Origin of the sequence: Rhizobium vallis (assembly GCF_003985155.1) — a bacterium.
Classification (GTDB): domain Bacteria; phylum Pseudomonadota; class Alphaproteobacteria; order Rhizobiales; family Rhizobiaceae; genus Rhizobium; species Rhizobium vallis.
Genome location: NZ_ML133686.1, coordinates 348,269 through 362,381, shown reverse-complemented (window position 1 = coordinate 362,381; position 14,113 = coordinate 348,269). Strand labels below are relative to the sequence as shown.

The window sequence follows — 14,113 nt, the reverse complement described above, 5'->3', positions numbered from 1 at the left end:
GTGCCACCTACGCAGGACAGGGATACCCTCATGGGAAGCCCTCTCGCCATTCAAGCTGCGACCCTTCTCGGAGGCATCGTCGGCATCGCGCTACCGGCCTATCTGCAGCTTGAGCCGGGCAAGGCGATGGCACTCGCTGTGTTCTGCCTTCTTCTTGCGTGGATTGCCGTCGACGGCATACCGGCCATGCGTCGCACTTGGCTATTCCGAAACAGACGGAACGAGGTTTCAGCCGCCTTTTGGCGTCGCATCGGAACGAAGCTCGTCGGCCTCGCCGCACTCCTTGGCGCGGTCGTCATCGTCTGTTCGGTCTTTCCGTTTTTCACGCAGTCGTCGGCGGTTCAGTGGTTTATCGAAGCCAGTCATGCGACCATTCCCATTTCCATCGTGCTTGCGATTGCCACCATCCTCTACGTCGCGGTCACCGATCTGATCGCCGAGCAGCCTGACGACTATCTCAATCAGGTCGGCCGCGCGGTGCTGATGCAGGATTTTCGCGAAGAGGACGTGCTGTTCGCATTGCGCCTGCTCGCGATCAAATGCTTCTTTCTCGTCCTGATGTTCTCGGGCGGAATGGCGAGCCTTGCCGATCTCGTCGATAAGCCGGCATGGGCGTTTCCGCCGCTCTCGGCCGCCTGGTTCGAAGGCCTGTTACGGCTTGTCTTTCTTGTCGATACCGTGCTTGCAGCCGGAGGCTATATAGCCACTTTCAAGCTTTTCGGATGGCATGTCAGGGCAACGGAGACGACGGCGCTTGGCTGGCTCGTCTGTCTCATCTGTTACGAGCCGTTCTTTCCTGCGATCTCGCACGCTTTCGTACCTTATGGCGACGGGCCGGGCTGGGAGACCGTGATCCCGGAGGGGTCGGCAATCTTCTTCCTCTGGAGCATCGCGACGCTGTTCTGCACCGGAGTCTATCTTTGGGCGACCGTCGCCTTCGGGCCACGATTTTCAAACTTGACCCATCGCGGCATTATCACATCAGGCCCCTATCGCTTCATCAAACATCCGGCCTACGTCTCGAAGAACTTCGCCTGGTGGCTGTTTGCGCTCCCGAGCTTCATTGCCAGCGGCCTCGCGGAGGGACTTGCCCGGGCCGGCATGCTCGCGATCGTCAGTCTTATTTACTTCCTGCGCGCACGCGCGGAGGAGCGCATGCTCAGTAAAGATCCCGCCTACCGGGATTATGCCGCGAACGTCGCCAACAAGGGGCTTCTGGCGATGGCCAAACGGCGGCTGGCGTCGCGTCCCGCGGCGTGAAGTCGCTTATCCGTTGAGCCCCTTGAAGCGCACCGGCTGGTAGCCGCGCATCAACAGGCTGCCGAGCGAATAGGTGTTGCGGCAGACGCGGCCTTTGCAGGCGTTAGGCGAGGCTTCCATCACTTCCACCTTGCGGTCATCGGTGAAGCGCATGAAGAGCAGGACATGCGAGCCCGGCTTGTTCAGCGCGTCGCCCGGCTGCATCGACCAGGGGTCGGAGAGCCGCTTGGCGATGCCGGGAATGGCGCGGGTCGATACATGCATCTTCAGACCCCAGGCATCGCTGACGAAGCCGGAGCAGTCGACGCCGAGGATGTTGGATTGCGGCAAGCTCTTGGTGCAGACGTTGCCGGCGGTCTGGCCTTTTTCCACGCCCTCGACGAAATCTTCCAGCGGCGTCTTGCAGCCCCAGCAATAAGGAACGCCCTTCACAGTTTGCCCGCGTTTGCCGATCAGGTAGATTGGCCGGCGCAGCCGGTTCATGTTGGCGCAGCCCGGCCCGGGATCGCCGCCGTAGGCGGTCGGCGTCACCAGCCAGTTCAGCGTCTCAAAGCCGATCGCCCGCTCGATGACGTCGCTGCGCGATTTCGGCACGATCGCGACCTTCGGCGTCTTGCCTGTTTTGCCGGTATTCAACGGCTTGGCGGGCTTGGCGACGGCGAGCTTGCGGCCGGGCTCCCGTCCGTCGAGCTTCAACACCTGCGCGCGGCTCTCCTGCGAGCGGAGGTAGAGCACGTCGCCGCGCGGACCGATCGCCACGAAGCGCCGGGAGAATACCGTGCCAGGGTCGATCGGCAGGTCGTAGACGCGGTCCATCGCCCCGTTAGGCGTAAAACGCACGACCAGCATGCCGGTACGATCAGGCTGGTCGGCAGGCACCAGCTCGACCAGCGCATAGGGCCTGCCCGTGGTGTCGATATCAAGAAGTTCGACAGTGCCGATCCGCCCTTCCGAAGTCAGCTGCAAAGACAGAAAATTCTCTTCCGAGCTGCTGCGCCGCAGCAGGATTTCCGCCTTGTCGTTTGTCGCCGAGACTTCCGCAACGATATCGCCGAGCCCGCGGCTCGGCACGTACTGGACGACCGGCGGGCGGGTCTCGGGCCGGCTGGTGCTGCGGCCGATCTCATCGATGATGCTGTTCAGCGGACCCGGTGGCACCGAACCCATGGAGGCGAAGACGGAGCGGGTGTAGTCATCAGCATCGCCGCCATCGATAGCGCGTAACGTCTGGGACCGGCCGTCGGCATCGGTGGAGCGCTCGAGCGGCACGACACCGTCCGACCAGAGGTAGAGTTCGTTATGGACGACGGCGAGATCCTCCGGCGCGGCATTTTCGGGCAGCGGCAGAACCTCGGGATCGGCCTGCGAGCGTTCGGCATCGACGGCAAGCACGCGGCCGTTGTTCTGGTCGAGGATATAGATCGTGCCGTCGTCGCCGACGGTGATTGCGGCGGGCCCCGATGCCTCCACTTCCTCGCTTGACGAAACGATGCCGACGGAACGGGCGCCATCACCGCCGCGAAGCTCGATCATCACAGTGTCTTTGGCAAAACCTGGCGAGGCGACCGCAAGTGCCGCGGCAAACAGAATATGCGACCCGAAACTACACATTGCCTCGACCTCAAAAAGACTGCCAAGCCAATTAAAATGGTAGGATAGATGCGCCTCGTCAGCAAGTCGTTGCTTTCCAAACGATTTGGAGATCTGCGCCAGCGATAGTACAAGATCATCGTCTCGAAGATTTGCGGGCAGGGAATGCTTATGCTGGAATGGAACGGCGACGAACTGGCGCTCGACATAAGCCTGCTGGAGCAGGTGCGCGCGGCGCGGATAGGCTTCTCCGATCGCGTTTGCGCGGCCTCCGCCAGCGCGGATGAGAAGCATCTGGCGCAGCTGCGCTCCGAGCCAACCTATCTGATGGCCGAGTTCCTTTATTCGATGAAGGTCTTCGGCATCAACACCGCCGAAGATATCGAACGCTTCGCCGATCTGCACAATGATTATGTGGTCTCACTCACCCGCGATCCCGCCAAGCTGCAGCGCCTGGGGCTTTCACAGGATCGTGCGCTCGCCTCGATGTTCACCGCGGATACCAAGCCGCGGCTGATCCAGAACTGGGCCGATAAATCAGGCGCGATAGACCAATCCAATCTCGCCCGTTTCCTTGTCGCGGTGATGTCGAGCGAGACCTGCCGCAAAACGCTGATCGATTTCGAGACGGCGGGCTTCATGCAGCGCACCCGCTCGCCCTACGGCACCATGGTCGTCTGGTCGACTGGCAAGATCGAGGAGATCTTCGGCGAGATGCTGCGCAATCTCCGCCTTGGCCTGCAGCAATTGAAGATCCTCTGATATCGGCTGCCAGTCGATTTCAACCCTCCCAATCGATTGGCACTGAGCGCCGTTGCCTTCCCTCCGGCCTCTGCCTATTGTCGGGGCGCTTGTCGCGCAACGGCGCCAATAAGACGGACCTGACGACGATGACGAAATTCCGGCTCACAACTCTGTCCATCGGCCTTCTGCTGGCGCTGCAGATGCCTGAGCTTGCTCATTCCGGACCAGCCGAGGATGCGCTGGCCAAGCGAAATCCCTCGCTTGCCGCACTCCGCCAACATGACGAAAAGGCCTTTGCCGCCGCTGCCGCGATCATCGCCGAACACGAACACGCCAAGGGGCTGACGCCAGGCGAAAGCAAGCTGCCGGATACGACCTCACCTGGCCGCGACATGGGCTCAGGCCTCGGCAAGGAATTCACGGTCGACAATCCGGATATTCTTTGGCTCTACAATTCCTCGCCCGAGGGAATGAGCGATCTGATCTCGATTTTGAAATCGGCCGGGCAGAAACCCAAGAACTAGCCGTCTCCTCCCCGCAGTCGAACGGACTATATCAGACGACGGATATTGCCGAGCGTTGAGTCTTGCTCACGTCTTTGCACAGCGGTTTCTTCGTGGCTCCAAACAATTTGTAACCCTCCCTTCAGCAAGACAGGCGAAGCCATCCCAATTTCGCCGGTCAGTGCTATTCTCATCTTCAGCCCAGTGTGAGATTGTTCGAACAGGAGGTTTTCCAATGCTGAACCGCAAAGCCATCCTAGCCGCAGCCACATTCCTCTCGCTTTTTCCGATGGCTCCCGTCGTCGAGGCGCAGAACGAGCGCACATTGACCGAAGCGCCCGCCCAGACCGGACCCGTCAGCATCACCTTCGATCGCGCTGAGGCAAAATACGCGATCGGCGAAGTCGTCGGCCTCTTCATCCAGTCGACCGAGAACGCCTATGTCACGGTGTTGAACGTCTCGCCGAACGGCTCGGTGGTGAAGCTTTTCCCGAACAAGTACCAGACCGACGCTCTCGTTAGCGCCGGCAAGCGCGTGCAGGTTCCGGATCCGGCGAGCGGTGCCAGGCTGCAGGTCTCCGGCCCGGTCGGCCAGGAGCAGATCAAGATCTTCTATTCCTCCAAGCCGTTGAACATTTTCGCCGATCTCGGCGGCAGCGGCAGTGGCATGTTCCGCTCGATCGACGGCGGCATGGACGCCGTGTCCCGCAGCCTCGAAGAAGCCCGCAGCCTCGGCACGAAGATCAGCAGCAAGACGCTGACGCTGACGACGGTGGACAGTTTGGCCGCCGTCCCTCCCGTCGCTGCCGCCCCCGCGGCAAAGCCCGCACCGGTCGAACAGGCTGCAAAGCCGCCCGTTGCTCCGCCGAAACCTCCGGCCGCTCCGAAGCCGAAGCCTGTCGTGAAACAGGAAGTCGCCAAGCAGCCGGAACCGGTGATCGAAAAGCCGAAGAAGCCCGCGCCGAAGCCCGTCGAGCAGGCGACGTCGCAGCCGCCGAAGAAATACAAGATCGTCACCAACCTGGCGCCCGGCCAGGAGCTTGCGGCCGATGAGCTGCAGCTGATCGGCCCCGCCGACACCACCTCATCCACCCGGCCGACGCAATATCAGCAGCCGGCCCAGTCGCCCCAGATGAAGATGCCGAAACTGCCGATGCCGCAGCTCAAGATGCCGCAATTCAAGCTGCCCGGCGGTTTCAGCATCAAGATGCCGCAGCTAAACCTCGGCCGCTCGGCCGAGCCGGGCGGCGCCGGCGAAGGTGAAGTGATCGAGACGGCCAATGCCGATACGCCCGTTTGCAACGCCCTTCTCGACAAGCTGAACAGCGCCGTTGCCGCCAAGGACATCGCCACCGCTGCGACTGAGGCCGATGCGATCGCCGTCAGCGCCGATTGCGGGCAGTTCCAGGTGAATGCCCAGCGCCGCGTCGCAGCCCTCAGGCTTGCTAGCGCCCAGGAGATGATGACGGCCAACAAGCCGGTCGCCGACTACGAGCCGCTGCTCCTCGCCGCCGACAGCCCGCAGGTGCTCTGGCAGGCATCCGCCACGCTCGGCGAGATCTATTTCTCCGCACGCCGCTTCGCCGATGCCGCCGCCGATTATCAGCAGGCGATCGAGATCATCAAGAACGAGACCCGCACGCCGAAAGCGCCGCCAGCCGACACGATTTCCGATCTCATCCAGCGCGCCGCCCAGGCCCGCATCCTTGCCGCCAACCCGACGAGCGACAACCCGCAAGGCAGCTTCGTGCCGGCCGAGAAGGATCACCGCAGCGGCGTGCTCGGCGGCATCTATTCGGAAAATGTGCGCGGCATCGTGCCGGTCTCCATTCCCGTGCCGATCACCTTCGATTTCGATAAATCGAGCTTCACCTCGATCGGCACCGAGGCCGCCGAGGAACTGCTGGAAGCGTTGAAAGAGCAGAAGCCCGGCCGCGTCATTCTGATCGGCCATACCGACCGTCGCGGCGGTGACGACTATAACCAGAAACTCTCTGAACGCCGCGCCCAGGCCGTCGCCGATTTCCTGAAGAGCCACGGCATCGACGCGACAATCGATGCCGAAGGCCGTGGAGCCTCCGAGCCGGTCGACGTGACGGCAACCGCAAATCTCACCGAAGACGATGTCGATGCGCTGAACCGGCGCGTCGAATGGCGCCGCGAATAACCGGGGCGAGGGGAGTTTGGCCATGTCCGCATCCGTTTCCATGGCCGCCGCATTTGCCCTCCTCACCTTGGCGGCCACCGACAGCCTGGCAAGGACGATCGAAGCGCCCGAGCGCGGCGCAGTCCGAGCGGTGTTGATCGGCATCGATCTCTACCGCAACGTTCCGCCATTGCACGGCGCAGTCGCTGATGCCGAGGACCTCTCCCTGTCGCTGCGCTCGGTCGGCGTCGAAGATATGACCCTCCTGAAAAACGGGGAGGCCGATCGCGAGGGCATTTTCCATGCGATCGAGGCCGTCACGGAAAGGGCCGGCTCCGGCGATCTCGTCGTGCTCGGCATCGCCGGCCACGGGTCGAGCGAGCCGGAGCGCGTCCGGGGTTCGAAACCGAGCGGTCGCGATGAGGTTTATGTGCTCGCCGGCTTCGACACCCGGATTCCGGGATCGCGCGAGCGCATCTTCGGCGACGAATTCAAGGTGCTTATCCATAAGCTGGAGGCCAAGGGCGCCGATGTCCTCTTCATCGCCGATACCTGCCATGCCGGCGGCATGACCCGCGACGTCGATCCCCGCGGCGCCGAGATTACCTGGCGTCAGGCGCCTTCCTACACGATCGAGGAGGACGATCTTGCACCGATTTCGACCACGGCGGATGCGCTCTCCACCGGCTTCGATTACAAACGGCTGACCTTCCTCGCCGCCGTCGACGACAACACGAAGTCGCCGGAGATCACGATTCCCGGCATTCCGCAGAAACGCGGGGCGCTGAGTTATGCCACCGCCCGTGCTTTCGAAGGGGCCGCGGACCGCAACGGCGACGGAGCCGTCAGCCGGCGCGAACTCTTCGAATATGTGCGCCAATCGGTCTATCAGTTCACCGACCAGCGGCAGAACATCTTCACCGAGAGCCCGCCCGGAACCGATCTCGACCGTGCCGTCGTCTATAGCTACGACGGAGCGGGCACGACGATGGAAGCGGAGAAATCCAACGTTCCCCCGCCACCGACCGAGCCCACGCCGATCACCGTCGCCGCCCTCGGTTCCGATCCGGTGCTGCAGGGGATCGACCCTGCCGTTACGCCGTTCAAGCTGGCGGAAAGTGCCGATGCCGAACTTGTCTTCGATCCCGAAAAGCACGAGGCGATCGCCGGCGGCGATGTCGTTGCCTCCGGCATCGGCGCCGGCGACATGCCTTTCGTCGTCGATCGGATGGCCGCGCTCGACACGCTGAAGCGCCTGTCCGAGACGAACCCGCAGACCGTGCGCGTAACGCCTTCCGACACCGTCCATCGCGAAGGCGAGCGCGTCGGCGTTACGGTTTCGGATATATCAGGACGCAAGCTCGTGCTCTTCGACGTCACCGGCGATGGAACCGTGCAGTTCCTCTATCCCGGCGAAAAAGACGCCGATGCGCCGATGCCGGCGGCCTTCGACCTCGACCTTTCCGTCGTCGCACCATTCGGCACGGATCTGCTCGTCGCCGTCACCTCTGAAACCCCGATGCCCCAACTTGTGGAGTTTCTGAAGCAGAACGACAGGCGCCGCACCGCCGGCAACATCGCCAAGCGCCTCGGCGAATTCCTGCCCGAGGGCGCACGCGTCGGATTTACGGTCCTCTATACCTCCGCTGGAGCCAAGCTATGAGCACGTCGATCAGCAAGGTCCTCAATATTGCGTCCGTCATGCTGCTTCTGGCGACTCCTCTTCTAGCGCAGCAGGATACCGATTTCGCCGGCGAGGATGGCGGGCGCGTCATCGGTGGTCAGGCGGCAAAGAAGGGCGAATGGCCCTGGCAGGTGAAGATCCTGGCGCCCGATCCCGAGCAGCGCGGCCGCTTCGGCGGCCATTGCGGCGGCTCGCTGATCGCGCCGCGCTGGATATTGACGGCCGCCCATTGCGTCACCAGCGGCCGCTCCGGCAAGCAGGATCTCTTCGCCCGCGACCTGCTGATCGTCGAGGGCAAATCGAAGATCGATAAGGTGATCTCAGTCGATGGGCCCGACAAGCCGGGGCTATCAGTGGAAGACGTCGTTATCCACGAGGATTTCGACCGCAAGGTCTTTGCCAACGACATCGCCCTGATCAAGCTTTCGGAGCCCGCAGTCTCGAAACCGGCGACCCTCGCTTCTGCCGCCGATGAGGCGGTGGAAGTCGCCGGCCACACGGCCGTCGTCACCGGCTGGGGCTACACCAAGGCCGATCACGGCTGGGACGACAAATATTTGCCGACGGAATTGCAGGAGGTCGAGCTGCCGATCGTCTCGCGCGAGGATTGCCGCGCCGCCTATCGCGAGAGCTCAATGCGGATGAACCCAATCGACGAGCGCAATGTCTGCGCCGGGTATGCCGAAGGCGGCAAGGACGCCTGCCAGGGTGACAGCGGCGGACCGCTGGTCGCCCAGCGCCCCGACAAGCGCTGGATCCAGCTCGGCATCGTCAGCTGGGGTGCGGGCTGCGCCGAGGCGGAACATTACGGTGTCTATACCCGCGTCGCCGCCTTCCGCGACTGGATCGCAGCAAAGACCGACGGCGAGGTGCCGAACATGCCCGATGCCTCGGGACCGGCCGACGACGACCAGGTGGCGGCGGTTGACACCAAGCGCAAGCCTCAAGGTAGCGACGCCGCGGTGGGGACGAAGCAGAAACCGGCCGGTCAGCTCGAGGCCAATCTTGCGATCACCACGCCGCCCGGAAACACGACGGCGCCGGCGGGAACGACAGAGACGCCGGCCGTCAACGCACCCGCCGGCAATCAACCGCAAATTCAGGCGCCCGCTGTCCAGGCGCCTGCCGTCGAGAGCTCTCCCGGCGACCGCGCGCTCTTGATCGGCATCGACGACTACGAGATGCGCGAGGCAAAGCTGATGGGGTCGGCCGACGATGTGAAGGCGATGCAGCTCTTTCTCGTCAAGACGCTCTCCTACCGCCCGGAACAGATCCACACCCTGACCAACCGCAAGGCGACCCGCGAGACGATCCTTGCCGAAATCGACGACTGGCTTGTGCGCCAATCGCAATCGGGCAGCCGCATCTTCCTCTATTTCAGCGGCCAGGGCTCCGAAGAAATGGGCGCCGAAGAGACGACAAGCCCGACGCTGGTCGCTGCCGATGCGAAGCTGATGCGCGAGAACGGCAAGGTGACAGTCACCAACCAGATCCGCGAAACGGAGATCGCCGCGCGGCTGAACAGCCTCAAGGACCGCCGCGTCACGCTGCTGATCGACGCCTGCCATGTCGGCCCCGGCAGCCGCAGCGCCGTTGCCGCACCGGCTGGCGGTACCGTGCGTTGCCTGGGCCCGGCGCTCGCAGGGCTCGAACCGCCGAACAAGTCTGGCAAGGAAGCCAAATTCTCCTTCGGTGGCGAAAGCGCGATGGTCTGGTCGGCCGTCAATTCGGGGCAGTGGGCGCTCGTCGACCGTGAGGCCAAGCCGGCGCTTGGGGTTTTCACCCGCAACTTCATCGAAGGGGTGGAGAACGGCGTGGCGCGCGCAGCTGACAAGCCTGACGTCAGCAATGCCGCCCTGCTCGACTATGTCCGGCGCAAATCGGACGAATATTGCCGGACGCATGCGGGCGACTGCCGCTTCACCCCGGTTCCGCAATTCTACGGCCAGCCGGATGCGCTCGGCCGGGATGTCATCACCGGCGAGGAGGCAAAGACCCCGGTTGCCGCCGTCGAGAACACGCTGAAGACCGACAACGAGGCGGGCGTCGCCGTCGACGTGCTGCCCGGCACCTCGGTCAGCATCGGCGATAAGGTGGCGATGCGCGTCTCCACCAAGAAGCCAGGCTATCTGATCCTGGTCGATATCGATGCCTCCGGAAAACTGACGCAGCTTTACCCGAACAAGCGCTCGATGGGCCTGAAGCCAACCGCCAAGGGCGGCGACAACCGGCTCGATCCGGCAAGACCGGTGGTCGTGCCGGATGCGCGCAATCCCTATATCGGCTTCGAATATGTGGTCGAGGGACCGGCCGGCGTCGGCATGGTCGTCGCCATCCTCAGCGACAAGCCGATCGAAGTGCTCGATCTACCGGATGTGCCGACGCCTCTCGTCGGCCAGCGTGCTGCCTTCAACTATGTCTACGATCTCGCCCGAAGCCTCCGGATCGTCGGCGACGACGAGACCGGCGCGCAAGGCAAATGGTCGTTCGATTCCAAATTCTATCGCATCCGCTGATGAGGAGCGAACCATGCCGAAATCCATTCTGCTCGTGAGTCTCGCCGCTTCCCTGATGACGCTTACGCCAGCCCATGCCGGCGACAGCAAGGCGATGCTTGCGGCGCAGGCGGGGCTTGCCGCTGAACTCATCGACCGCACGCTGGCAAAAGAGGGCGCCGCCAACATCATGGTATCGCCGGCAAGCCTTGCCGCCGCGCTCGGTCTTGCAAGCCTCGGCGCCTCCGATGAAGGCAAAGCGGCAATCGCCAAAGGCCTCGGTTTCGGCGGTGAGGTGAAGGGACCGGAAAAGGTGCTTGACGCCATGACTGGGGAAAAGCCGGCAGCGGCAGATGCGCCTTTGGCGACGGCGGTCGCGATCGTCTTCGACGAGAAGCTGGCGCTCGTCCCCGATGCGGTCCCCACGCTCGCCAGCCACCGGATCAAGCCTTCGATCGAGGATCTCGACGGGCCGAAATCGGTCGAGCGTATCAACGGCTGGGTCAAGGACGCCACGCGAGGTGCCATTCCCTCAATTCTGGACGCACCACCCGGCGGCGGCTTCATCAGCCTCGGCGCACTCTCCTTCAAGGCGCACTGGAAGACCTCCTTCGATAGGGAAAGCCCGGCAAGCCCCTTTCAGCGCCCGGATGGTTCGACGATTTCGGTGCCGATGATGCATCTTGCCGGCGATGGACAGAAATTCCGCTCCGATGAGAAATTCGCCGCGGTCGACCTTGCCTACGCCGGCGAGGGCTACAGCATGGTCGTGGTGGCGGCGCGCTCCGGCAAGGGCGTGGGCAGCTCGGACCTGAAGGCGCTCGTTTCCTGGCTGCAAGGCGAGAAATTCGAGGCTGCGAAGGGCGAAATCTTCCTGCCGCGCTTTTCCCTGAACGACGGGCGTGATTTGATGCCGGTACTGAATGCGATGGGAGTGGCGCCCGAGAAGGCAAAGGATGCGGGTTTCCCGGGTTTCACCAAGGAAAACATCCGCTTGTCGCGCGTCCTGCAGAAGACCATGATCAAGGTTGACGAAAACGGCACGGAGGCGGCAGCGGCCACGGCTGTCGTCACGGAACGCAGCATCGATCCGAAGCTTATTCGCGTCGTCGCCGATGCCCGCTTTGCCTTCGCGCTTCGCGATACTAGGACCGGTCTGCTGCTCGCCGCAGGCCTCATCGGAGATCCGCTTCTGGCGGGCGAATAGAATTCGGTTTCATGGATGATTGCAGGGGGACAAAGGCATGAGAAGTGATCTGATCGCCCGCTACACGATCGGCGAGCCGATCTATGAGAACGAATTCATCGTCTATCCCGCTCAAGACAAGCGGATGGACCATGCGGTCTTCATCGTCACACCAGATGTCGCGCTAAAACTCGACAAGGCTCGTTTCGAGCGGGTCTGGACCTCGATCAACGAGGCCAAATCGCTCACGGCACGGCGTTTCGTCGAAATCGAGGACCTCATTCCGCCGTCGCCGGAAGACGACAATTTCTATATCGTCGAGAAGCGGCCGTCGAAGACGCTGCATCAGTATCTCGACGAAACGGAGATGGTGGCTTACGAGCGCGCCGTCGAGATCGGCCGCCACATCCTCGAAGGCCTGGCGACGCTGCATGGCGCCGGTTACGCCCATAATGCGCTGACGGACCAGTGCATCTATGTCTCCGAGGACTATTCCGGCCTCTCTGTCCGGATCGGCAACCTGCACCTGATCTCGAAGATCGGCGAGCACATCATCCCGCCCTATGTGCCGGAATTCGGCGCGCCGGAGATCTACGCCAGCGGCACTTTCTCCGCCTCGCCAGCGCTCGACATCTACGCAATGGGCATGATCGCCTACAAGCTCTTCCTGCCGCGTCAGACATACGCCAGCGTCTTCGACAGCGTCATGGTCTGGGAAGACGAGCACCAGCGCGAACAGAGCTGGAAGAACATCCATCTCGACCCTTCCAACGTCTTTCCCCGCCTGGACGTGCTGATCCCAGGCTTTCCCGAGGGTCTCGCGAGCCTTGTGGAAAGGATGCTGAGCCGCGACCCGACCGCGCGACCGCGCATGGGCGCCGATGCGTTGGGCGAATTCGCCCGGGTGACGACAGGCATCCAGCCGATGTCGTGGGACCCGCGCGGCGGCATGCAGCAGCCGGAAGCCCCGAAACCGAAAAAGTGGACACTGGCCAAGCTGTCGATGATCGGCGCGCTGCTCCTGATCTGCATCGGCGTCGGCGTCGTCACCATCCCGAAACTGCTGCGCCCGGATCCGAAACTCGTCGCCGATGTCGGCACCTGGAAGAAGGAGGCGGAAAGCCGCAAGCAGAAAGCGATCGCCGCCAAGGCGCCGGAGCGCCCGTCCGGTGACCAGGCGAAGCTCGCCTATGACACCGGCGCTGCGGCGCTGACCTCGGCCGATGCACTGCTCAAGGACGAAGATTACGAAAAAGCCCTGCCGGGCTTCCAGACCGCCGCGATCAATCTCGGCAATTCGCTGATCACCATCTCGAAGGAGAATGCCGAGAAGGCGAAAGCGGCCGCGTCAGCCGCCGGCGGCGACAAGGCGCCGAGTTTTGCCGAGGCCGACGCCAAGATGAAGGCTGCTGCCGAGGCGGCCACTGCCAAGCAGATGCATGCTGCGGTCGATGCCTACGACGCGTCGAAAACGACGTTTGACGATCTCGCCAAGGCGCTCACCGCGCTGGCGGCCGCCGAAAAAGACGCGACGGCAAAACGCGAAACGGTCAACCGCATCGGCGCCGGCGATAGCCCCGACGTCGCCAAGGCAAGCGGGCTGATGGCGGATGCCAAGGCCAAAGCCGAGCAATGGCAGATGCCGGCCGCGACGTCAGGTTACGGCGATGCGGCGAAGCTGTTCGACAAGCTGATTGCCGATGTGATGGCGGCGAAGGATGAAGCGACGGCGCTGAAGCAGAAGGTCACCGATCTCAACGCCTCGATCACGACGCGCGCAGGTGCGGCCGATCCGACGCTTGCAGCACTGGCGCCAAAGATTGGTGAGGCCGACGGCCGCTACACCGCCGAGGCCTACAAGCTGGCGATCGCAGCCTACCAGCCAATCCTTGCTGATCTCGAGGCGCTGTCGGCGCGCGGCTTCTGCCCGGTCTCGCAGACCCTCGCCTTCGAGACAGTGCCGGCCGGGAGTTATTCGCTGGAGAATGTCCGGCTGATGACCTCGTCGATGAAGGAGCTTGGCGGCATGCTCGGCGTTGCCAATGGCGCCGTAAAGATCGACAAGTCCTTCTGCATGCAGACGAAGGCCGTCACCCGCGCCGAGATGGCGGAATATTACACCGCCAATTCCGATCCCGCCGCAGCTGAGGCCTATGCCGACAATCCGCAGCAGCCGGCCGACGACGTGCCGCTTGCCGTGGCCCAGAACTATACGGCCTGGCTATCAAAGCAGCTGAACGCCCCCGTCCATCTGCCATCGGCGACGGAATGGATGGCAAGTGCGGCGAAGATCACGCCGGAAAAACTGCCCGATAACGGCGATATCATCCTGCAATGGAGCGCCACGCCCTGCGAAGCCGGCGGCAATGTCGCCTTCATGGCGCAGGAAGGCTCCACCTTCGTCGTCTGCTCGGATGCTTCGGCCGGCGGCATCTTCCGCGTCACTGCTGAATTGCGGTGAGCGAGCAGGAGCGTGGGGACTGAAGGAGGAAAGCGGTGTGTCGC

The 14,113-nt window shown here is 63.1% G+C and carries 9 protein-coding genes; 8 read left to right on the top strand and 1 reads right to left on the bottom strand.

The annotated features are described in order from the left end of the window. A complete protein-coding gene (locus EFQ99_RS01815; protein WP_126918948.1) occupies window positions 1-1,260 on the top strand; it encodes a methyltransferase family protein in 1,260 nt (419 codons plus the stop codon). Between the two features lie 6 nt (window positions 1,261-1,266). Here the strand turns inward: EFQ99_RS01815 and EFQ99_RS01810 are convergent, their stop codons facing one another. After that, window positions 1,267-2,871, bottom strand: coding sequence for an NHL repeat-containing protein (locus EFQ99_RS01810; protein ID WP_126918947.1), 1,605 nt, complete (start codon window positions 2,869-2,871; stop codon window positions 1,267-1,269). A gap of 150 nt (window positions 2,872-3,021) precedes the next feature. On the opposite strand from EFQ99_RS01810, the gene EFQ99_RS01805 reads away from it, so the two are divergent. From EFQ99_RS01805 to EFQ99_RS01775, 7 genes are all read left to right on the top strand, one after another. Beyond that, a complete protein-coding gene (locus tag EFQ99_RS01805; RefSeq protein WP_126918946.1) occupies window positions 3,022-3,612 on the top strand; it encodes a hypothetical protein in 591 nt (196 codons plus the stop codon). A 128-nt stretch (window positions 3,613-3,740) separates the two neighbouring features. Beyond that, window positions 3,741-4,118 (top strand): hypothetical protein, encoded by a 378-nt coding sequence (locus tag EFQ99_RS01800; protein WP_126918945.1) that lies wholly within the window; start codon window positions 3,741-3,743, stop codon window positions 4,116-4,118. Window positions 4,119-4,332: 214 nt separating this feature from the next. Beyond that, window positions 4,333-6,264: a DUF4384 domain-containing protein gene (locus tag EFQ99_RS01795; RefSeq protein WP_126918944.1), complete on the top strand. Its 1,932-nt coding sequence runs from the start codon at window positions 4,333-4,335 to the stop codon at window positions 6,262-6,264. Window positions 6,265-6,286: 22 nt separating this feature from the next. Further along, entirely contained in the window at window positions 6,287-7,906 is a 1,620-nt protein-coding gene (locus EFQ99_RS01790; protein WP_126918943.1) for a caspase family protein, read from the top strand. Next, window positions 7,903-10,443 (top strand): trypsin-like serine protease, encoded by a 2,541-nt coding sequence (locus EFQ99_RS01785; protein ID WP_126918942.1) that lies wholly within the window; start codon window positions 7,903-7,905, stop codon window positions 10,441-10,443. Before EFQ99_RS01790 ends, EFQ99_RS01785 begins: the two co-directional genes overlap by 4 nt. A 13-nt stretch (window positions 10,444-10,456) precedes the next feature. Next, window positions 10,457-11,629 carry a serpin family protein gene (locus EFQ99_RS01780; RefSeq protein ID WP_126918941.1) on the top strand — a complete coding sequence of 391 codons (1,173 nt, stop codon included), beginning with the start codon at window positions 10,457-10,459 and terminating at the stop codon, window positions 11,627-11,629. Window positions 11,630-11,666: 37 nt separating this feature from the next. Further along, the gene (locus tag EFQ99_RS01775) at window positions 11,667-14,069 is read left to right on the top strand and encodes a protein kinase domain-containing protein (protein WP_126918940.1); all 2,403 of its coding nucleotides are present in this window, start codon (window positions 11,667-11,669) and stop codon (window positions 14,067-14,069) included. The last annotated feature ends 44 nt before the right edge of the window (window positions 14,070-14,113 follow it).

Coding starts and splice junctions, on each gene's coding strand:
- EFQ99_RS01810 (WP_126918947.1), bottom strand. CDS start 2,871: ATGTGTAGTTTCGGGTCGCATATTCTGTTTGCCGCGGCACTTGCGGTC.
- EFQ99_RS01805 (WP_126918946.1), top strand. CDS start 3,022: ATGCTGGAATGGAACGGCGACGAACTGGCGCTCGACATAAGCCTGCTG.
- EFQ99_RS01800 (WP_126918945.1), top strand. CDS start 3,741: ATGACGAAATTCCGGCTCACAACTCTGTCCATCGGCCTTCTGCTGGCG.
- EFQ99_RS01795 (WP_126918944.1), top strand. CDS start 4,333: ATGCTGAACCGCAAAGCCATCCTAGCCGCAGCCACATTCCTCTCGCTT.
- EFQ99_RS01790 (WP_126918943.1), top strand. CDS start 6,287: ATGTCCGCATCCGTTTCCATGGCCGCCGCATTTGCCCTCCTCACCTTG.
- EFQ99_RS01785 (WP_126918942.1), top strand. CDS start 7,903: ATGAGCACGTCGATCAGCAAGGTCCTCAATATTGCGTCCGTCATGCTG.
- EFQ99_RS01780 (WP_126918941.1), top strand. CDS start 10,457: ATGCCGAAATCCATTCTGCTCGTGAGTCTCGCCGCTTCCCTGATGACG.
- EFQ99_RS01775 (WP_126918940.1), top strand. CDS start 11,667: ATGAGAAGTGATCTGATCGCCCGCTACACGATCGGCGAGCCGATCTAT.